The 20,542-nt window shown below is 59.4% G+C and carries 14 protein-coding genes and 2 pseudogenes; 9 read left to right on the forward strand and 7 right to left on the reverse strand.

The annotated features are described in order from the left end of the window. The first annotated feature begins 156 nt into the window (after positions 1-156). Positions 157-1,363 (forward strand): annotated as a pseudogene (locus tag ACKWRH_RS08195) (substrate-binding protein). A 109-nt stretch (positions 1,364-1,472) separates the two neighbouring features. On the opposite strand, the gene ACKWRH_RS08200 reads toward ACKWRH_RS08195, so the two are convergent. After that, positions 1,473-2,255 (reverse strand): enoyl-CoA hydratase-related protein, encoded by a 783-nt coding sequence (locus ACKWRH_RS08200; RefSeq protein ID WP_445220079.1) that lies wholly within the window; start codon positions 2,253-2,255, stop codon positions 1,473-1,475. Positions 2,256-3,024: 769 nt separating this feature from the next. Between ACKWRH_RS08200 and ACKWRH_RS08205 the strand changes: the two genes are divergently transcribed. From ACKWRH_RS08205 to ACKWRH_RS08215, 3 genes are all read left to right on the forward strand, one after another. Further along, complete coding sequence (locus ACKWRH_RS08205) at positions 3,025-4,350, forward strand: MFS transporter (protein WP_445220080.1); 1,326 nt, start codon at positions 3,025-3,027, stop codon at positions 4,348-4,350. A 223-nt stretch (positions 4,351-4,573) separates the two neighbouring features. Next, entirely contained in the window at positions 4,574-5,365 is a 792-nt protein-coding gene (locus tag ACKWRH_RS08210; RefSeq protein ID WP_445220081.1) for a hypothetical protein, read from the forward strand. Positions 5,366-5,407: 42 nt separating this feature from the next. Continuing rightward, positions 5,408-7,210: a CehA/McbA family metallohydrolase gene (locus ACKWRH_RS08215; protein WP_445220082.1), complete on the forward strand. Its 1,803-nt coding sequence runs from the start codon at positions 5,408-5,410 to the stop codon at positions 7,208-7,210. 741 nt (positions 7,211-7,951) lie between these two features. Here the strand turns inward: ACKWRH_RS08215 and ACKWRH_RS08220 are convergent. Both ACKWRH_RS08220 and nodU read right to left on the reverse strand, forming a co-directional pair. Beyond that, positions 7,952-8,323: a hypothetical protein gene (locus ACKWRH_RS08220; RefSeq protein ID WP_445220083.1), complete on the reverse strand. Its 372-nt coding sequence runs from the start codon at positions 8,321-8,323 to the stop codon at positions 7,952-7,954. A 45-nt stretch (positions 8,324-8,368) separates the two neighbouring features. Beyond that, positions 8,369-10,024 (reverse strand): nodulation protein NodU, encoded by a 1,656-nt coding sequence (gene nodU, locus ACKWRH_RS08225; protein WP_445220084.1) that lies wholly within the window; start codon positions 10,022-10,024, stop codon positions 8,369-8,371. A 984-nt stretch (positions 10,025-11,008) separates the two neighbouring features. Here nodU and ACKWRH_RS08230 point away from each other — a divergent pair. Further along, complete coding sequence (locus ACKWRH_RS08230; protein ID WP_445220085.1) at positions 11,009-11,278, forward strand: hypothetical protein; 270 nt, start codon at positions 11,009-11,011, stop codon at positions 11,276-11,278. Positions 11,279-11,501: 223 nt separating this feature from the next. Here the strand turns inward: ACKWRH_RS08230 and ACKWRH_RS08235 are convergent, their stop codons facing one another. Both ACKWRH_RS08235 and ACKWRH_RS08240 read right to left on the reverse strand, forming a co-directional pair. Beyond that, positions 11,502-11,957 (reverse strand): GNAT family N-acetyltransferase, encoded by a 456-nt coding sequence (locus ACKWRH_RS08235; RefSeq protein WP_445220086.1) that lies wholly within the window; start codon positions 11,955-11,957, stop codon positions 11,502-11,504. A gap of 820 nt (positions 11,958-12,777) precedes the next feature. Further along, entirely contained in the window at positions 12,778-13,863 is a 1,086-nt protein-coding gene (locus ACKWRH_RS08240; RefSeq protein ID WP_445220087.1) for a LacI family DNA-binding transcriptional regulator, read from the reverse strand. A 160-nt stretch (positions 13,864-14,023) separates the two neighbouring features. On the opposite strand from ACKWRH_RS08240, the gene ACKWRH_RS08245 reads away from it, so the two are divergent. The 3 genes from ACKWRH_RS08245 (at position 14,024) to ACKWRH_RS08255 (ending at position 17,103) form a co-directional block, all read left to right on the forward strand. Beyond that, complete coding sequence (locus ACKWRH_RS08245) at positions 14,024-15,319, forward strand: CaiB/BaiF CoA transferase family protein (RefSeq protein ID WP_445220088.1); 1,296 nt, start codon at positions 14,024-14,026, stop codon at positions 15,317-15,319. A 322-nt stretch (positions 15,320-15,641) separates the two neighbouring features. After that, entirely contained in the window at positions 15,642-16,796 is a 1,155-nt protein-coding gene (locus ACKWRH_RS08250; RefSeq protein ID WP_445220089.1) for a hypothetical protein, read from the forward strand. Between the two features lie 76 nt (positions 16,797-16,872). After that, positions 16,873-17,103, forward strand: a complete 231-nt coding sequence (locus tag ACKWRH_RS08255; protein WP_445220090.1) for a hypothetical protein — start codon at positions 16,873-16,875, stop codon at positions 17,101-17,103. Between the two features lie 141 nt (positions 17,104-17,244). Here the strand turns inward: ACKWRH_RS08255 and ACKWRH_RS08260 are convergent, their stop codons facing one another. Further along, on the reverse strand, positions 17,245-18,450 hold the full coding sequence (locus ACKWRH_RS08260) for a diaminopropionate ammonia-lyase (protein WP_445220091.1): 1,206 nt from the start codon (positions 18,448-18,450) through the stop codon (positions 17,245-17,247). 222 nt (positions 18,451-18,672) lie between these two features. Between ACKWRH_RS08260 and dapF the strand changes: the two are divergent. Beyond that, a pseudogene (gene dapF, locus ACKWRH_RS08265) lies at positions 18,673-19,543 on the forward strand (diaminopimelate epimerase). 163 nt (positions 19,544-19,706) lie between these two features. Here the strand turns inward: dapF and ACKWRH_RS08270 are convergent. Then, complete coding sequence (locus ACKWRH_RS08270; protein ID WP_445220092.1) at positions 19,707-20,507, reverse strand: amino acid ABC transporter ATP-binding protein; 801 nt, start codon at positions 20,505-20,507, stop codon at positions 19,707-19,709. Positions 20,508-20,542 lie beyond the last annotated feature (35 nt).

Genomic DNA, 20,542 nt, shown 5'->3' on the forward strand with positions numbered 1-20,542 from the left:
TCCCGACCCCGATCTTACGACGTTACGCGAATTTACCCAGCCTTTGGTCGAAAATCCGCTCAGACGGAAAGGTGACGGATAGCTTCCTCTTACTGCGGCCCTGAAAGAGAAGGGCACGCGTTTTACAGGCCAACGAGCCCGAGGGAGGTTTAGTCGATGTTGAATGACAGCCGGCGCCGTTTTCTCGGCAATTTCGCCTTTGCCGCCGCAGCCATTGCTATCGGCCCGGGCAGCTGGGTGATCCGCTCGGACTGGGCCAACGCCGCGGAAGGTCCGATCAGGCTTGGCATCGCCACCGCTTACGGGCTCGCTCGGGTTTGCCGGCAACACCGATGCGAATGTCGCTCGTATGGTCGTCAAGGAGATCAATGATTCGGGCGGTCTATTGGGACGCCCGATCGAGCTCCTGATCGAGGACACTGCCTCCAACGAGTCCGTCGCAGTCGGCAACGTCCGCAAGTTGATTCAGCGAGACAAGGCCGACCTGGTGCTCGGCGGCATTGCAAGCTCGATGCGCAATGCCATCAAGGATGTCATTATATCTCGTGGCAAGACGCTCTACATCTATCCGCAGGCCTACGAGGGGAAGGAATGCGCGCCCTATCTATTCTGCACAGGGCCGGTGCCGGCACAGAATTGTGACGCGTTCATTCCCTGGTTGATCAAAAATGGCGGCAAACGGTTCGCGCTGCCGAGCTCTAACTATGTCTGGCCACAAACGATCAACGCCTATGCCCGCAAGGTGATCGAGAGCAACGGTGGCGAGGTGGTCTTCGAGGAGTACTATCCGCTCGACCAGATCGATTTCTCGTCCACGGTCAGCCGCATCATCTCCAACAAAGTGGACGTGGTATTCAACACCAATATCCCTCCAGGCGTCGGCTCGTTTTTCAAGCAGCTCTATGAAGCAGGCTTTTCCAAGAAAGGCAGACGGCTGGGCTGCGTCTACTACGACGAGAATATGCTCGAAATGAACCAAGCCTCCGAGATTGAAGGCCTCGCGAGCAGCCTTGATTACTATAAAGCGCTGACAGCCGAGGATCCGGTGAGTGCCAAGATCCAGGCGGCTTACGAGAAACAATTCCCTGGTAAGTTCCGGTTCTCGGCCGGCAGCGCCGCCACAGGCACTTATCGAGGACTGAAGCTGTGGGAAGTCGCAGTCAAGGAGGCCGGCTCGATTGACCGCGACCCGGTAGCCGCCGCCCTTGATCAGGCCAAGATCGAGCAAGGTCCGGGCGGGCCGGCCGAGATGGTCCCCGGCAAGCGCCACTGCAAGATCAATATGTACATTGGTGTGGCCAAAGGCGGTCAATACGAGATCGCAGAGCGCAGTGCCGGTCTGGTCGACCCGAAGGAGTGCTGAAGTCGTCCCGAAACCTGTGCAGGTCTCGGTAACACCGACGGCTGGAGATCGCAGGCACAGGCGGCGCGGCCGCGTGTCCTGCTCTTGGACGCCGCCACTTCTTGATGCTCTAGCGTCCGCGATACCTCGGTGAGCGCTTCTCGAAGAAGGCGTTCATGCCTTCCTGCTGGTCAGCCGTGTTGAACGCGCACCGAATTGCCTGCCGTTCGAATTCGAGGCCGGCGTCCAGGGTGGTCTGAAAGGCGGCGAGAACGGCTGCCTTGGCGAGTTCAGCCGAACGGGGCGGCTTCTGCGCGATAACATCGCTGATTTCGAGCGCGCGCGTTTGTGCCCGGCCGTTTTCGACAACTTCCGCGACGAGGCCGGCCTGCATCGCCATGCGGGCCGAAATCGATTGGCCGCTCAGGATCATCAGCATGGCGAGAGATTTGCCAGCCACGCGGGTCAGACGTTGCGTTGCGCCGTCGCCCGGCAATATCCCGATGTTGATCTCAGGCTGTGCAAACAGTGCCCCTTCGCCCGCAATCACGATATCGGCGAGCAGAGCCAACTCATGGCCACCACCGAAGCAGATCCCCTCAACTGCGGCAACAAGAGGCTTGGGGAAATTCGCGATGTCTCGCCAGGCAGAACGTCGCGCCGAATTGTCGATTGCCTCAAACCCACGCTCATGCATCTCCTTGATGTCCGCCCCGGCAGAGAAGAACGCATCGCTCCCGCAAAGGACGACGCAGCAGACATCCTCATCGACCGCCGCACCGCGCAAGGTCGCGCCAAGCTCCACGATCAGATCGTTACTCAAGGCGTTTCGTTTCGACGTCCTGTTCAACATCACAAGGCGCACATGGGGCCTCGGAGATGTCGAGAAAATGAGATCGGACTTCTCGGTCATTGCACGTGTCTCCTGACAGAATACAAGAAAATACGCCCTTACTATGAAATCGATTTCAAGGCAACAACACTCATCACGTGGGCAACCCGGCGATTTTCGGCCTGCAGCTCGTAGCTGCTCGTTCGAGTCGCAGTAGGTTGTCAGCGTTGATGGTTGATCTGACTCGATGTTTTGCATGCTTGACTCGGCAATTTAAAGCGCTTATTCGATTGAAATCGATTTCAGTTAGAGGGTGCATTCAATACCGTTTCGCCTTGAATAACCGAAAGCGGTGCTGACACAACCGCCGACGAGAGTGCGGGACGTGAGGAGTTTTTCGACGAAGCGACGGCGTTGTAACGGCGCGACGTCCAACAAGAACACAAGCGTCTTCAGGCGCGCAATTTGGCAACAGGAGGGAAGCGCCATGGAAATGGAGCGCTGGCTTGCGCGCGTTTTATGCGCGCCGCGTTTGGCTGCGTCTGAGGTGACGTCTGCTCTAGGGGGGACGCACAAGTCCGAAGTGCCGCCCGGCTGCTCTCATGTGACTAAGGCTGTGCAAGAGCCGGTCGTGCGGCTGCGCGACTTGCGAAATCGCGAACCGGGGCGGCCGATCGGCGGCATGCCGGGCATTCCTTCGCGCCTGCGCCTTCACCGTTACGAGGCAGGCTGCTCAAGGTCGCCGGTATCTTCGACCCTGCCGCACGCGACGCAGTAGAGCCAACAAGCGACCGCTCGTCCGCGCTCGACCTGCAACGTCAGTAACACCATCACCAGAGCCCGAGGACCCATGAACATTATTGCTCAACCAGCTGCCGTAGCCGTTCAGCGTGCCAACCAGGTTGCGAACAAACGGATGACCGCGGGCCTCGGAGGAGGCGTAGCGCTAGAGTGGTATGACTGGAACGTCTACGGCGTGATGGCGGCGTTTCTCTCGCCGCACTTCTTCCCTTCCGATGATCCCACGACCTCGCTGCTCGCAGGACTTGCCGTATACGGGGCGGGCTTTTGCGCGCGGCCAGTAGGAGCGGCTTTGCTCGGTCCAGTCGCAGATCGCGTCAGCCACAAGCGAGTGATGCTGATCTCGGTGACGGCGATGGCCGTTTGCTCGCTCCTGATCTCGGTATTGCCGACCTACAAGGACATCGGCGTCACGGCGGCTGTCGCGCTGCTTATCATGCGCCTCATTCAGGGGCTTGCCACCGGAGCTGAAGCGGGTGTTGCCAACGCCATCGCGATTGAACTGGCGCCGCCCGGAAAGGAGGGGCGTTTTCTGGGGCTGATCGGGGGTACGTTCATCCAGCTGGGCAACCTCGGATCCAGCCTGGTCGCTTTCCTGGTGAGTGCCTCGGTCGCTCCCGAAGCGATGCGCGAGTGGGCCTGGCGCCTGCCCTTTGCGGTCGGTGGGGTGCTGGGCCTGCTGGTCATCTATCTGCGCACGACAGTGCCGGAAACCTTGATCCATCGGGCTATGCATCGCCAGGATCAGTCCTCGCGCATTCAGGAAACCACGGGCGGTGTATGGAAGACGCTCTGGAGTGTGCGGCTATCCCTGCTTGCCGTCATCCTGGTAATCGGGTCGGTGCAGATCGCCAACTACGCGTGGAACACAGGCCTGCCTAACATGGCAAACACTGTGTTCAAGGAGAACAGCACCTCCGTGTACGGAATCATGACGCTCATGGTGTTGATCTGGATGCTGGCTGCTCCCCTTGTCGGCGCCTTCGCCGACAAGGTGCGACCCTCGCGCGCGTTCACGCTGCTGCGCCTCCTGCTTATCCCCTGCTTCTTCCTGACACTGCTTTATTCGGAGAAGAACATCTCCACCTTCTTCCTTGTCACGGTGTTCGGGGGCGCCATCGTGGGATTCAACATGGCCCTCTACAACTTCATCGCCACCACCTTGATGCCCCGTGCCGTGCGTACCACGGGGGTAGCTCTCGGCTACGCGCTCGGCGTTTCGCTGTTTGGCGGGACCTCACCGTATCTGCTGGTGTGGTTGCAACGCGAGCAAATGGCATGGATGTTTCCTGTCTACGGCTCGTTGATAGCGCTCTTGAGCGTGGTGGTCTACCACATCGCCAAAGGGCGCGGCCGCGTCTACATCGGTAATTGAACGCCTTCCGCTGCTTCTGTGCCGCCAGCGGATGCAGAGCAACAGACGCAATGCGTGGTTATTGGACGCAAGACGTTCCGACCGGCGAGTGGCGCCTGATGCCGCGCAGGAGCTAAGGGATTGGAGCGAGCGTCCTCGCGAGCCGTAGTTACGTGAGCAATAGTTCTCATCGCAGCCGAGGCCGCGTATGGGCCGACCACGGCCCCGACCTGGAGGCCATCAAATGAAAACGCCTGCATCGCCGCACTTCACGCCGGTGGATTTGAAGCGATATTTCAACGCCAGGCGCCGGAAGCTCGATGAGGGGTTCGGTTGGCGCGCGGGCGACACCGGCTGGATCGATTCGCTGCGAGGGCCACAGACCTATCGCGGCATGCCGTTTCTGTTCGGCTGCGAAGCCGGTCCGGATGTGCTGGCATTGCGGCCCGACGAGCCTCCTGCCGTGATCGCGCTGTCGCCCCTATTGGCGCGCTACGTGCTGTTCGTGCAGGTGGTCGCGGACCGTTCACCGGCAAGCCCCCCGGGGTTCGGCGAGATCGGGCCTGCGACACTGCCTGTGGAAGGCAATCCGCTGGGCGATCGGGTGTCGACATATGCGCTGCGATACGCCGACGGAAGCGAAGCCGACGTGCCGGTGCTGCGGCGGTTCGCGATCCAGCAGAACCACATCTCCTGGAGTGCAAGTGCCTTCGCGGCGCTGCAGCTACGGGGGCCGATCGTGCACGCAAGCACCAGCGAAGATTTCGCGTTCACTAGAGTGCCGGGCAAGAGTTTCTTCCTCGGCGAGGCCCGCACGGAATCGGGACGCATGGATCGACAAGGCGAAAATTTGTGGCTCTATGCGCTCCCAAATCCACATCCTGAGAAGGAGCTCACGGCGCTAAGCCTACGCGCGGAGCAAGAGGTTTCGCTCATATTTGCGGTGACCACGACAAGGCTAACCCAACATCCGCTGCGCCTCCAGGGCCGTCACAAGCTGAAGCTGCGGCTACCGCCCGGCGTGCTTCTGAACTAGCTTGGCGAACTGGACGTCGACGATCGGGGCGAACAGATCGGCATGGACCTTGGCACGATCATCTCCGCCCGCGCAGTGCTTAACTACGCGAGAGCGGACTGGCTCGGTGACGAGCCAGACGTGCAGCCTGTGCGCTCCCAGGATGAGGTTATCATCGAATACTCCGCGCATCCCGACGCAAAACTTTACCTGCGCTCCGACGACGGCCGCTTGCATGTCTCCGACCTTCGATCGCTGGAAGCTGCCGGGAACCTAGGAGGCACGTCGCTGGAGATGGCGCTCATTGCGCCCGCGGCGAGGCCCGTCAAGATCCGCATCGTCGAGAAGGGCAGCGGTGTGCGTGTCGCTGCGCGCCTGCATATCCATGGGTCCCACGGGGAGTATCTGCCGCCCAAGGGGCACCACCGCAAAGTCAATACCGGAAGGTTCGAGGACTTCGCTGGCGAGTTCGCGAACGGGCTCAACCAGTACGCCTATGTGGATGGCATTTGTGAGGCCGATCTGCCGATTGGGCCCGTCTACGTGGAGATCAGCAGGGGCCTCGAGGTGCGTCCCCTGCGCTGCATCGTCGAAGTCACTGCGAGCACGGAACACCTCACCTTCGAGCTAGACAAAGTGCTGCGCTGGCGCGAGCAAGGCTGGGTCAGCTCCGATACCCACGTCCATTTCCTGAGCCCGCAGACGGCCCTCCTGGAGGGTAAGGCAGAGGGTGTCAACGTCGTCAACCTGCTCGCGGCGCAATGGGGCGAGCTATTCACCAACGTTGGGGATTTCGACGGACGCACAACGATCGGAGCAAAGGACTTCGGCGGGGACGGAGAGTTCCTCGTTCGCGTCGGCACTGAGAACCGGATGCAGGTTCTGGGGCACATATCGCTGCTCGGCTACGAGGGCGAGATGATCAAACCGCTGTCGTGCGGCGGATCAAACGAAGCTGCGATCGGCGATCCTCTGGAAGCCACCATGGCCGATTGGGCGGCGCGCTGCCGAAAGCAAGAGGGACTGGTCGTCATGCCGCACGCGCCCAACCCGCAGGCCGAGCGGGCGGCCGACATCGTGCTTGGCCTCGTCGACGCCATCGAAATGATGTCGTTCAACCCGCGAACGGCGCAGATCAGCGCATTTGGTCTCGCCGACTGGTACCGCTACCTCAACATCGGTTACCATCTGCCACTGGTGGCAGGTTCCGACAAGATGGATGCCGCCTCCCTCCTTGGTGGCTTGCGCACCTATGTGCAGCTGGCCGCGCAGGATTTCACTTATCGCAACTGGATGGATGCCGTGCGCAGCGGCGACACGTTCATCACAGTCGGGCCCCTCGTTGACATGACGGTGGAAGGACAGCGCCCGGGGAACAAGATCGCGCTTCCTGCTTCTGGCGGCACCGTCAGTATCAATTGGCGGATCGAATCGGTCTGCGTCCCGCCGACACGGGTGGAGTTGATCCGCAATGGTATCGTCGTCGATGAAGTCCGATGTGGCGACTTATCGTGCAACGGACAGTACTCGCTGCGCATCGCGGAGTCCTGTTGGATCGCGATCCGTATTCGTGGCAGTATCGCCAAGCGTGAGGCCGACATTGCGGCCCACACCAGTGCCGTGTATGTCGAAGTCGGTGACAAACCTATCTTTGCCACCGCGGACGCAGTGTCGGTCCTGGCGCAAATCGAGGGATCGATTGCCTATATGGATACGCTCGCTCCCAAGAGCGACGAAGCGCGGCATTTAAGGCTGCGAGCTGCGCTGGAACTTGCACATCATCGCCTGCATCACAAGCTGCATGAACTTGGCGCCAGCCACGGGCATGCGCCGGTTCATTCCGTTCACGTTGAACGCGAGCATTGATGAAGGATAACTTGGGATGAAGAAGATCCTGCAGTCCATTTATGTTGCCCCGACGCTGCCAGCGCCGCTTGCGCGCACCAGGGCAATGGCATGTCCAGCCACGTCCACTAGCATGCGAGCGACCTCGCCGGCTTATTGCTGGTCGCGCCCCTCTCTCGGTTCAAGGAGCAGATCCTGACGCGGTGCGCTACGCGAAATTAGGCAATATGGGCTGGCGCTTCGCGGCTCGCTTTCGGATGGTGCATGCATGGCCGGCGCCATCACCAAGATCGCCGGCGGGATGGCGAGCGACTTGGTCGCAAGAGCGCAGACGATGCATCCTTCCCTGAACGCGCCGCACGACATACCACTCGCGTGCTCGGCATTCACATGCGTCCCGACGGCTCAATCGTCCAATCAAGCGAACTCAATCGGCAGACTGGCCAGGTCGTCCGCCCTTTCACTGACAAGGGATTTGGAGCCATGAGCTTATGGGGCAGGACCGGGGTGCTTGTCTACACGGCAATTGCGTTCAGCCAGCGTCCGCAAGAGAGCAGCGGGATGGAGCGACTGATTTGCGGAGCGGTGGCTTTCGCATATAATGCCGAATGCAAAAAGTCGCGTCTTCCCCGTCGCGCCGACGCATTTCACCGAATCCGGAGTTCTCAATCTTGAGGGGCTGCGGCGCGCGCTCGATTGCATAATCAATAGGGGACGACGGAATCTCAATTCTGACCAATTATTCCGAGGTAAGGACGTTCGCTAGCGCGCAGTGAGCGCGCGCGGATCGGCCTCGCTTCCAAGGCGGACGAGTTCGAGCAGCGACGGCGTGACCTTCGATCTCATGCTGAAGTATCGCCCAAACACCAGCAGGTCTTCGCGCACTGACCTCGAGGTCAGATCGTCGAACTCCGGGACTACGCCGATGCACATGCGTTCCAAGCGAGCAGGTGCCAGCACTGGCTTGCCGCCATGCGGAGAACCATGCACGAATCGTGCTCTTGCCCTTACCATGCGCAGGCCGAACCACTCTCCCGGCGCAATCGCGAGCAACATCCGGTCGAGAACGACCTTGTTGTCATGTGACTTCTTTACGCCGGCGAGGTGGATTGTTACGGATGGACATGCGCTCATCTTACTGAGACTTAGCGGCAATGACGCCGTCGGCCGGGCGATTGCTCAGGACGGTGTTTTCGTCCACAGCATGCCATCGCACCATACGTGCTCAACGCGTCCCCACTGGCAAGCCGCTGCCACATGCGGAAAGAATCCCCTGCCATGGTGATTGGCACTCGTATTGCAGAGCACCGGAATGCCCGTGAGCTTTTCGTATTCAACGAGAAGCTCCGCGACCTTGTGCTGAGAGGTCCTGCAAATGGTCTGCAATCGCGCAGATCCGTCGAGATGTAGAACAGCGGGGATCTTGTCGCGCCATTCTGCTCGTGTCTGGTGATCGAAAAGCATGTAAGGGTCCGGCGTCCCAGGGCTGAAAATCTCCGGCGCACGATCCTCGAGGCATATCGGTGCTACTGGCCGGAAGTGTTCGCGACGCTTGATGTCGTTGAGATGATCTTTCATTTGCTGCGATGTCGCGGCTGCGAGAATGCTTCTGCTACCTAATGCTCTAGGTCCGAGCTCCGCTCGGCCGGCAAGGAAAATCACAGGCTTGTTGCTGGCGAGAATGGCCGCAAGTTCACACATACTACACGGCGCGGCCTTCCAGTCGGGCGGCGATTCGCGACCCGGCATGGCTGGACCACTATAGACCGACCACTCCAGCGGTACGAATCCTTTGGATGCCGCCAGGGCGGAGCAAGCAGCGCCGATTGCGGAGCCACTGTCATTCGGAAAGGGCGGCACCCAGACAGCATCGAACAGGCCCGAAGCACGCAGTGCACTGTTCCATTTGATATTAAGACCGCAGCCTCCGACTACACACAAATTGCGCGTCGGAAAGCACGAATGTCGCTGCAAAGCGCTCGCGATTTCGCGGACGAGCAGACGCTCCAGGAAACTATGAAACGATGCAAGCACATCCTCCGGTGACTCGGAGTTCAACCGGAGTTCACTGGCATCGAAGAAGTCGTGCACGGGGCCAAGCGCGGCCTCCTCGGTGCAGCGACCGACCGGCTCCGTGAGGGCCGTAAAGCGTTCGTCGTAGAGCTCCTGAAAGGCCGCCATGATATTTTCATCAACGGACCCGAGCGCGATATAGGCCATCAACTTGCCGGCAACGCCGAGGTCCCAGTTAGTGCGGTTCGCCTGCTTATACGGTCCGAAGTGATGGCCTGCGGCGGCATAGGTATGCCCAATCATAGGGAATAGGCATTCGAGAAACCGAGCTGCGCGGCCTTCTACATAATAGAGGCGCGGGAATGTGGCGCCGTCCCATAGCAGGCAGAACGCAGGCTGTCCGGCTTGCGCGAACGGGCTGGTACAGTATGCAGAGGCCACGTGGCCTGTGACGTGCGGATAGCTTCTATAGGAGAAGTCCCTGCCGTTGAGCATCAGGCCAAAGCCGTCGCGCGAGCTCAAGAGACCTTTGGGATGGCGTTCAACATACGGCGCCCCTCTGAGAGTGATAGGCTCACCTCCACTGAGAACCTGGAGCCGCGACTCATCCTGGCCCCACCAGCCGTCGATGACGAACTGGTCAACATCCCCCACATCGAGACCGTGCTCCGCCAAGGCGACGACAATTGCATCGAGATTGTCGAGGGTTTGATATCGCGGATTGTTGTCTCGCTTCTCTTGCTCGACACAAAAGACAAGCCGTCCGTCCTCGACAAGAGCGATCGCTGCGTCGTGCGTCAGTTTGATACCGCAGATGCGCATAGTTCCTCTATTGTTCCTCTATTGATTTTAAGACAGAAACGGACCCCGAAAGCAGGTGAGCAAGCAGTCTTCGTTGACCGGCTCAACGTGGCACGGCCGGCGCTCGACCTCGATCAACGTTTCGCTCCGAATGTCTATGGCCGTGCCCAGGTCGAGATCGGATTACCAGATGCCGCACATCGCGCAGAGCATGATTTGGGCCACTGCGAATCAAAGAAATCTCTCGCGGCTTCCTGGCCGAATGTCGCGCTCGCAATCAGCTTGGCGGGTTCCTGACATCGGATACGTGTGGTTTCCGACGGAAGCATGCGTTACGTTCATCAACTGAGAAGTGCTCTCGAAGCTACCGCCGCGAAAAACAAGGATTCGCATCTGGACTGGTCATCCCGCTCGATGCGGAGCACTCGCAGTTCCGCGGGCGCACGCGCGACGGCGATGTCCGGGCCTATGTCAGCTTCCTGATGCAAGAGACCGACCTCAGGCTCGGGCTCTGTGACTGGGGCTATTGTGTCTACCGTGTCGAAACCGCTGCCTGCTTCGGCGACGAGAAAGGTCCGAACCCAGTGCTGAAGGACCGAAAGGACCTGTCTGTCCTGCGCCAACTTTGCCGGCACGGCTAAACATCGGCCGGTGTGGCAGGCGCGCCGCGACCGCAATGCTGATCTTCTCAAGCAGTTCGGCTTGGACCACGTCAGCCGGAAGCTCGCTGAGACGCGGATCACCGAATGCGACCGTATCCTGACAGAACTCAATAGCGACAAGGACACTCGAGATGGCGCGTAAAACCAGCGGGATACCGGCACTCGCGCCTCACGAAAAGCGTCTGCGCAACACGAAACGCAAGCTGCGGGAGGCATTGGAGCGACTGGTTAACGGGCTTCCCGCCCAACCGGATCTGCAAAAGCAGCCCTACCGCCTGACTGTTGCAACGCTCGCACGCGAAGCCCGCGTCGGACGCAACGCATCTACACCAACCATCGGCCGATGCTCGATGAGTTGCGCCGCGCCAACGATCACAAGATCGTCCCTGACAAGCTGGCAGCATGGGAAGACAAGCTCGCCCAGCAGCGATCGCTCATCCAGATTCTGCAGCTTGAAGAGCGGCGCCTCGTGACTGAAAACGCCGTCCTGCTGAAGCGCATCCTCGAAGCCGAGACGGAGGTCGAGCGGCAGAAGCGTCACAATGCACGCCTCATCGCCGAACGCGATCAAGTGGTGAGGCCCCTGCCTCTTACTCCAAAGCCAAAACGCTGAGTGCCAAAGAGGAGCCGGCGACCGAACCTGCGAAAATGGCCAACTATCGACCTTGCATCTGCCACGCAGGTTCAATGGCTCGAGTCCCTCGCAGAAACTGTGCCACGCTAGTCTGAGTTTTGCGTTCGACTTTGCGACAGGTATCGACTTCAGCCGATCGTCACACTGGCCCAAACGCGGGATTAACGCGACGTGTTGCTTTTGGGCGAGCCCATACAGACACTCAGAACATCCGACGAAGTCGAGGGCCGACCTCCTCGAACCCGTTCCGCAGATAGAAATCGAGAGTGCGCTTCCATTTTGGTTGCCCAGGCGCGCCAACCTCAAGTCGCTTCCATCCACGAGCATGGCTTTCCCGCGAGGCGACCTCAAGCAGATGAGGGGCAATCCCTTTGGAGCGCATGTCCGGTCGAACATACAGCTCCGAAATCACTCCGAACTTGCCTCCTGCATAGATCGCCGTGCATTCGTTCAGCACCATGATGCCGACCGGCTCGTCATCTGCACTTGCGATCACGGCGACCACGCCAGCGTCGGCAAGCACTGTCTCCGCACTTTTTCTGATGACGTCGGGCGTGGGTGCCTTCCCGCCAGAGAGTTCATCGAGAAGCGCGTGAATGAAACGGGCGACCGTCTCGGCATCCGTTGCGTTGGCGCGGCGAGTAGATATGGAGGGCATATTCTTTCTTAGTGGTCAAAATCCCGATTCATGCGGCCATCAGCGCAAGCACGACGCTCACTTTAGAAGTAATGTGGGCTGATGAACAGCGTTGTATATCGAGTATTGGCAGAAGAGCCGCAAAAATATTATGAGCACGCATGATTCCGGATGGCTTTGAGGTGCATTGCGTAGACACAGACAGAAAGCAAGCGGGTCGCTTCATAACGCACGCTGAAGCCGCCTTGCCGAAGTGAGATGAACATCGCAAGTCTGGAAAGAAACACGGGGACCAAAAAATACAGCTTGAAATGCCCGTGCGGCCAAAACGCTCAGGTTATCAATGCAGTCGAGCAAAAAGAGGACACTTGATGCCCTAACCCAACCGCTGTATCCTCTCGACAAATCAATGGCGTGAACAAGAACTCGATGCGCTGGCCCGACGGTAGCTTCTCGATTCAGGGCAGCCGCGGCTGAGCTCGGAGTAGCTCCGCGACAGGTGTTCGACTATCACGCGCGCGGAATGCTGACTGGCCATCAGTTAGCCAAGGGTCGGCGATGGCAGATCGAGCTCTCAGACGAACCCGCAATCTGGTACGACGTATCAATCTTCGAAGCACGATGCATCATGAAGTCACCGGCTCCATTCATCGAAGGACTGATTGGTGGTGTCGCTCGGAGCGTGCGCTGGAGAGATTGGTCAGCACACTGGTCTCCGCCCCGTCATGGGGTGGACGTTGGCATGATCATCGAGAATAGGATCGATAGATCGAGCGATTGAGGAGTTCTTGACGGCTCGCGTGAAATCGATTTCAGTTCACGCACGCCGCCGCTGCTGGGATCAATGGCGCGGGGCGCGCCTGCGACCCGCTGGGCGTGACCTCGGCGGCGCGGTCGATGACCGCATGACCAGCCGATACGGCAACAGGACACTTCTGGGGACTGGGCTTCCCGCGATCGCATTGATCAGATAATCGGCGGCTCCTCGGCCGATTTCAGCTGCCGGAACACTGACCGTCGTGAGCGGGGGGTCCATCTGTGCCGCCAGCTCCACATCGTCAAATCCTGTGATGGAAAGTGTCGCTGGCACGACTAACCCCATCTTGCGAGCCTCTGCCATTGCTCCGATGGCAAGCGTGTCGGTGGTGCAGATCACGGCCGTCGTATCGGGGTGATCGGTGAGGAGCTGACGCAGTGCGCTGCGACCTTGGGCAAGCGAGTAATCGGCCTTGATGATTTGGGTTGGCTTGAGCGGGAGGCCAGCATCGGAAAGCGCGCGCTGAATGCCCTCGAGCCTGGCCCGGGATCGGTCGTTGGACGCAGCAACAACGTTGGCGATCGTGCCGAAACGGAGGTGTCCAAGCCGCAGAAGATACTCAGTCATCTCGCGCGTGGCACTTTCATTATCGATTCCGATGGCGGGGATGCCGCCAGCTGCCTTGGAGACATAGGTCGTGATCACGGGTACGCTGGTCTGTTCGAGGAGGGACCTCAGTTCACGTCCATGTGAGCCTCCGACCAGTACAATTCCATCGATGCCGCGCTCAATGAGGCTCTGCAGTTCTTGCAATTCGCGGCGCTGGTCATACTGGGAATTGGCAATGAAGAGCGTGTAGCCGCTTTCGCTGAGGCGGTTCTGTAGCGCCTCAACCCCTTCAGCAAAGATGCCTAGTGCCAGCGTCGGAACAATGACTCCAACGGTGCGCATGCTTCCCGACTTCAGGGCCCTGGCCGCGCTGTCTCGCCTGTACGACAGGTCGGCGATGTAGCGCATCACCTTGTCTCGAAGCTCCGGCCGAACGATCTGGGGATGATTGAGGACGCGCGATACAGTGGCAGGGGACACATTTGCCTTTCGCGCGACATCCTCGATCTTGACGCGCGGTTGCTGGCGTCCTCTGGGCTCGATTGTCGGTTTTTTATCCATTGGGTCTGGTCGGTCAGTCAAAGGAGAGCACGTGTCCGATCTACCTTAAACCATTGAACAGCCGGCATTTTCAAGCTCCGTATGCGCTCGATCCGCTTTATCCAGTGGAACGCTGCTGCATTCGGTCACGCCCTGATTTGGCTGGCGCGTCCCATTTAACTTGACTGCGCAGGTTGCAACCCATAGTTATGAAATCGATTTCAAACGTGAAGTAGATCCGTTGCCGGAAAAACCGAAAGGCGAGGCCATGGCAGATCTTTTAAGCGGTGTCCGCGTCCTGAGCTTCAACCACTTCCTGATGGGTCCCGTGGCTGCGCAATTTCTCGCCGATCTCGGTGCGGACGTCATTGCCGTCGAGCCACCCGATGGCGCCTTTCAGAGAAAATGGGGTGGGGCCGACAAGTGGGTCGATGGGCAGTCCATGCTGCTGCTCACGGGGAATAGAAATAAACGCAGTCTCACGCTCGACCTCAAGAAACCCGAAGCCATTGAGATTGCCAGGAAGTTGATTGCGACCTCGGATGTCATGGCGGAAAACTTCCGCCCCGGCGTGCTCGACAAGCTTGGGCTCGGCTACGAGGAAGCCAAGAAGATCAATCCGCAAATCATCTATGCCGCGGCCTCGGGCTATGGTCCCGATGGACCCTACGTCTACCGTCCCGGTCAAGATCTGTTGGTGCAGGCAATGTCGGGACTTGCCACGATCACCGGGAGCCGCGAGCAGGGGCCCAGGGCCGTCGGTGTTTCGGCAGTCGATCATCATGGTGCTGCGCTCTTCGCGGCCGGTATTCTCGCGGCGCTTGTAAGGAAAACGCGAACGGGACAGGGGTGTCGCGTTGACGTTAGCCTATTATCGGCCGCGCTCGACCTGCAGATGGAATCCTTCACCTGTTACCTCAACGGTCAACGGCCAGACGATGTGCGTCAGCCGGGGCCAATCTCTGGTTGGTACTACGGGGCGCCCTACGGAATTTATCCGACGCGCGACGCTCATATTGCGATCTCGCTTGGATCTCTCAGCGCATTGTCGAAAACACTCGATCTTCCGGTCGATCAGCGCATTCCAGACAAGGAGGCCTATCGCCGGCGCGACGAGGCCTCGGCTGCGATCGCGGCCAATGTCGCAGAGCGCACGACGGCCGAATGCATCGCGCTGTTCGAGGCGGGAGGAATTTGGCACGCTGCAGTCAATGACTATGCTGATGTCGTGAGCGATCCGCAGGTCGTTCACAACAAAAATTTCCAGGTCGTCAACGGGGCGACAGGCGCGCCGATCACACTCGTGAGCCATCCCGTGCGCTATGACGGCAAGCTGCCGGAAGTCCGATTGCCGCCTCAGAAACTTGGGGCCCAGACCGAGGAAATCCTCAAAGAGCTTGGCTATGACGACAGGCAGCTGAAGGAGCTTTCCAAGACCGGAGCCGTCGGCGCCTTGAAGTCCGCTCGAGCCGCTTAATCATGTCATGTGCGGGGTTGCGGTGGGACAACTCAAGCGGCTCCGACAGTCCGGAATTGAGAAAAACAGCTGCGCGCAAAATGGATTCAACATCAAGGTGCTGGACAGACTGTTCCAACGTCGTGGGATTAGGCACGGCACGAACGCGCCGAGGCGATATCCCTCTGCATTCTCGTGCTCATGGGGCGGCCGGATTCATCAAACTGGTCCTAACGCGCTGAAGTCATCGGCCTGACCGAAGTGAAATCAATTGCACGTTGAATGGCTAACACTCGGAGTGAAGCCCCCGGATTTGGTCAAATGCGACAGAGGAGTATCGGATATGAGCAAGTCGCGATGGGTTCAAGCGATCGGCCAGATGCAGGCACGAATCGATCAGACGCTTTCCACGTTGAAAATGGAGTTTCCACATTGGGCGGACAGCTCGAGCGGCAAATGGACGACAACCCCGGACGGCGACTGGACCGGTGGCGCATGGCCTGGGATGTTGTGGCTGCTCGCGCGGCGATCTGGGGAGGCGAAGTACCTCGATGCAGCTCGGTTGTGGAGCCGCCGCTTGAAGCCGCGAGCACATCTGCAAACCGCGTTCAAGGGCTTTGGGTTCTACTATGGGGCCGCGCTTGGCGATCTCCTATGCAAAGACAAGGACGCAGCTCTCCTGGCGCTCGATGCCGCAACCTCACTCAAGGCGCAATTCGATTGTCGGCTCGGCCTCATTCCGCTCGGCAGCGATGCTGAAGAATCGGAAGACGTCGGTAATTCGTTCAGTAGCATTGATTCATTGCAGGCGGTGCCGCTTCTGTATTGGGCCGCCGTAAAGACCGGCGATTCCTCGTACGCCGGCATCGCCGCACGCCATACCACGCGCGTGCTCGACATTCATATGCGCTCCGATGGCTCGATCGTTCAGTCAAGTGAGCTCAATCCGGCGACCGGCAAGATCGTCCGCCGTTTCACGCATAAGGGGTTCAGCGACAGTAGCGTGTGGGGTAGGGCACAGGCTTGGGGTCTTGTCTATACGGCGATCGCGCTTGCTCATTGTCCGCATGAGAAGCGCTGGATGGAGCAACTGATGGCGGGAGCCGACTGGTGGCTTTCGCATGTGCCAGCCAGCATGGTTGCGTTCTGGGACTTCAATGATCCTGCCATACCAAGGACGGAGACCGACACGGCCGCAACCGCAATCGTATGCTCTGCACTGCTCAAGCTGGGGCAGCTCGCGCCGACGCCGGCACTGCGCACCAAGTATCGTGAGGCAGGCGAACGTACGGCAAAGGCACTGATCGAAAGCTATCTGACGCCCGCAGGTCCAAACGATGCGCGTCCGCCCGGGATGCTGGTCGGCGCCTGTTTCAATAAGCGTCCCGATGCGCGGCTTCAAGACTCGGCCAACAGGGCAGAGACGATCTTCGGATCCTACTATCTGTTCGAGTCATTGAGCATTCTTGATGGACTCATCGAGGCCGACAAGATCTGATCTGTCTCCATTTAGCTTAATGGATTCGTCTGATAGGCCAGACAAGAAGGGATTGCTCTGTCCGGGTCTCTTCCCCGTGCCGTTTCTCCTGCGACTTCCGCAAGAAGTGCCGCACGTCAGCTCTTTCAAGATCGAGGTGCCGTTCGCCGCGGCAAAGCTGCGCAGCCTAATCGAGCTTGGCAGCGAGGCGATCATGGGTTCATTTGATGGCGAGGAGCCCACTACCATGACGGGGGGACCTCGATGCCGGCGCGACTGGAACGATGTTGAGCGCACTGCTTCCGGATCTGATCCGCCCCGTGATTGATCGTCCCAAGCCCGGACGCAGGTGCGAAGTTGCCGACGCGTACGCCAAGAAATTGCCGCTGATCAACCTCGAAAACCTCCGATGTGGCCCTGGGGCACCACTGTTGCACTCCTCGGCGATTTTGGCTCTCTGCTGTATCCGTCAAGACTTGCTCCGAACTCTTGCCGTCACGTCCTCGGGGCGAACGCCCACCAGCCTCTCATAGAGCATTGGATCAGTCGCGCCCTCGGTATTGATTAGGAAGACGGACGCATCTGCGCCGAGCCCGATCTCCGCACGCAGCGCTGGGTCACCCGCTACCTTTGCCAATCCAGCGAGACCGACCGCGCCACTTTCGCCGGCGACGATCGCCGGATCACCATCAACGGGATACGCGAGGTTCTTCATCATTATAATTGCCTCATCGTCCTCAACGGTCATGAAGGCATCGGCAACGCGGGAGAGAATGCGCCAGGCGACCAGTGAAGGCTCGTAGCATTCGAGCATTGCCATGACAGTTGGTCTCTCGTGCGGCACCTTCACGACTTGGCCGGCCTTGGCACTCTCGAGAAGGCAGGCGGCTTTCGCCGGGTCCACCACAGTGAAGAACGGCCTGTCGCTACCGAACACGTGCGAAAAATGAGCGGCAACCGCCGCCGCGATCCCGCCGACGCCAGCCTGAACAAACACATGGGTTGGAGGCTTCGGTAGTGCGACAAGCGCTTCGCGAAGTAGTGCTGTGTAGCCCTGCATGACGAGGTGCGGGATGCGTTCGTAACCAGGCCAGGATGTGTCGGAGACCACGATCCAGCCCCGCTGGCTGGCGACGCTCGAAGCCGTCGCAACGGAATCATCGTAGTTGCCCTGAACACGCTCGATGCGCGCACCATAGCGGGCGATCGCTCGGCATCGCTCGTCACTGACACCTGCATGGACAAAGATGACGCAGTTTGCACCTATGAGTTCGGCCCCTTGTGCGACCGATCGGCCGTGGTTGCCGTCGGTAGCACAGGTCACCGTTATACCCCCGGCGACTGCGGCCACCTGCGGCGAGCGCCACTCAGAAACGTCGACTGGACGGCCCAATTGTTGCGACGCCAACTCCAGGACGAGCTGCACAACGGCATAGGCTCCCCCAAGTGCTTTGAAGCTACCAAGACCGAGTCGTTGTCCCTCGTCCTTGAGGTAAATGGATTGGACGCCCAGACGACGCGCAAGGGCAGGAAGCGAAACTAGCGGGGTCGGAGCCGCCCCCTCTCTATGCTGGAGGAAGCGCTCCACCGCTTGAGCGCCATTGGTGCCGAGAGCGTCGGCATCGGAAGGATCGAGCGGCAATCGATAGCTACTGAGAGTATTGCGGAGCAACATGACGTCATCTTCTGTTGACCAAGTTCATCCGACATAGATACCGCCCTCAATATGATCGCAGCGCTACAATTTCACCCGGATATCGCAGATTCCGCTCTCGCTCACCCTAGTAAATGAGGGTTTCGCGTCAGGAAACCTGCTACTAGGATCAGTCGGTGAAAGTGTTTCCGAGTTGCCAGATCGTTTTCCTTGAATGTGCCAGGTGCAGAAAAAGCTAATACTATGAGCGCGCTTACTAATCACGTATTTGCCAAGATGAATGGCATCGGCAACGAGATCGTCGTCGTCGACATACGTGATTCCCCGCTTATCATCACAGCAGATGATGCCCGAGCGGTGGCCTCTCCTGCGGGCGTTCCCTACGACCAACTCATGGTACTTCAGAAGCCGCGGCTCGAGGGCACCGAAGCCTTCATCCGCATCTACAATAATAATGGCTCCGAAGCCCGCGCCTGCGGCAACGGCATGCGCTGCGTGGTGCGCCGGATTTCTGAGAAGACCGGGCAGGCGGCGGCGACCTTCGAGACCGCTGCGGGGCTGCTCAATTGCTGGCAGGGCCCGGCGCCCGATCTCTACACCGTCGACATGGGCGCGCCCAAGTTCGGCTGGCAGGACATTCCGCTGGCGGAAGGATTTCGTGACACCCGCTAGATCGAATTGCAGATCGGGCCGATCGACAATCCGATCCTGCATTCACCATCAGTGGTGAGCATGGGCAACCCGCACGCAATCTTCTGGGTCGACGACGTCAACGCCTATGACCTCGAGCGTTTTGGTCCTCTGCTGGAAAATCACCCTATCTTCCCCGAGCGCGCCAACATCACGCTCGCCCATATCGTCGATCGCGAGCACATCACGATCCGCACCTGGGAACGCGGCGCGGGCCTGACCAGGCCTGCGGTTCGGCGGCCTGTGCCACGGCGGTCGCAGCGGGGCGGTGAAGCGCGCCGACCGCAAGGTCGAGATCACGCTGCCCGGCGGCAAGCTCGGTATCGAATGGCGCGAGCGCGACGACCACGTGCTGATGACGGGCACCGCGACCTTCGAATATGAGGGCACATTCGATCTCGCACTGTTCGCGCCCGCCGCGTAACGCTGGCGACAAGATCTCCCGTTTGAGTCCGCGTCTGCGCCAATAGATCAAATTGCAAAGTGTCTGTGGTTTCGATCAACCGCTTGTTACATCAAGGGGATCCGAAACCCAGCAGCTTCCGCGGGCCGGCCAGTCATCGCCGTATACGAGACCCGAAGTAGCATCAGTGTGCTCGGAGAATCTGGCCGAGGAATGACCTCAAACGATCGGTTTTCGGTTGGCTAAAGATTGTCTGCGGGCTGCCAGATTCGACGATTTGCCCTTGGTCCATGAAGACGACACGATCTGCCACATCCCGAGCGAAGCCCATTTCATGGGTGACACAGATCATTGTCATGCCGTCCTTTGCCAGCGACACCATGGTGTCGAGAACTTCCTTGACCATCTCGGGATCAAGTGCAGAGGTTGGCTCGTCGAACAGCATGATCTTTGGCTTCATACATAGGGCGCGAGCAATGGCCACGCGCTGCTGTTGTCCACCGGACAGTTGACCGGGAAATTTGTTGGCCTGATCTGGAATTCGGACGCGTTCCAGGTAAGCTCTCGCCTGAGCTTCGGCGTTTGCACGAGCGACACCGCGCACAAGCATAGGCGCGAGCGTGCAGTTTTCGAGGACGGTCAGATGCGGGAACAAATTGAAGCTTTGGAACACCATCCCGACTTCCCGACGAATGGCATCCAAATGAGCGACATCGTAGTCGACCTGTATGCCGTCCACGAAGATCTTGCCCTGTTGGTGTTCCTCGAGATTATTGATACAGCGGATGAGCGTGGACTTCCCCGAGCCTGAAGGCCCGCAGATCACGACGCGTTCGCCGGCTGCCACATCGAGGTCGACGTCGCGAAGCACGTGTAAGCTACCGTACCATTTGTTGATCTTCTGTATCGAAACGGCGATAGCCTTCGTTGCGGGATCGGTGTCGGCGATCACTGGCTGGATCACTTGAATTCCCTTTCGAGTCATCTGCTGTCTCTCGCAGGTGGAAGACGATGGAGGCG

Source organism: Bradyrhizobium sp. Pa8, assembly GCF_052588265.1.

Excerpts from the sequence above, each read along its gene's own strand:
- ACKWRH_RS08200 (WP_445220079.1), bottom strand. The coding sequence starts at position 2,255 with ATGACCGAGAAGTCCGATCTCATTTTCTCGACATCTCCGAGGCCCCAT.
- ACKWRH_RS08205 (WP_445220080.1), top strand. The coding sequence starts at position 3,025 with ATGAACATTATTGCTCAACCAGCTGCCGTAGCCGTTCAGCGTGCCAAC.
- ACKWRH_RS08210 (WP_445220081.1), top strand. The coding sequence starts at position 4,574 with ATGAAAACGCCTGCATCGCCGCACTTCACGCCGGTGGATTTGAAGCGA.
- ACKWRH_RS08215 (WP_445220082.1), top strand. The coding sequence starts at position 5,408 with ATGGACCTTGGCACGATCATCTCCGCCCGCGCAGTGCTTAACTACGCG.
- ACKWRH_RS08220 (WP_445220083.1), bottom strand. The coding sequence starts at position 8,323 with ATGAGCGCATGTCCATCCGTAACAATCCACCTCGCCGGCGTAAAGAAG.
- nodU (WP_445220084.1), bottom strand. The coding sequence starts at position 10,024 with ATGCGCATCTGCGGTATCAAACTGACGCACGACGCAGCGATCGCTCTT.
- ACKWRH_RS08230 (WP_445220085.1), top strand. The coding sequence starts at position 11,009 with ATGCTCGATGAGTTGCGCCGCGCCAACGATCACAAGATCGTCCCTGAC.
- ACKWRH_RS08235 (WP_445220086.1), bottom strand. The coding sequence starts at position 11,957 with ATGCCCTCCATATCTACTCGCCGCGCCAACGCAACGGATGCCGAGACG.
- ACKWRH_RS08240 (WP_445220087.1), bottom strand. The coding sequence starts at position 13,863 with ATGGATAAAAAACCGACAATCGAGCCCAGAGGACGCCAGCAACCGCGC.
- ACKWRH_RS08250 (WP_445220089.1), top strand. The coding sequence starts at position 15,642 with ATGAGCAAGTCGCGATGGGTTCAAGCGATCGGCCAGATGCAGGCACGA.
- ACKWRH_RS08260 (WP_445220091.1), bottom strand. The coding sequence starts at position 18,450 with ATGTTGCTCCGCAATACTCTCAGTAGCTATCGATTGCCGCTCGATCCT.
- ACKWRH_RS08270 (WP_445220092.1), bottom strand. The coding sequence starts at position 20,507 with ATGACTCGAAAGGGAATTCAAGTGATCCAGCCAGTGATCGCCGACACC.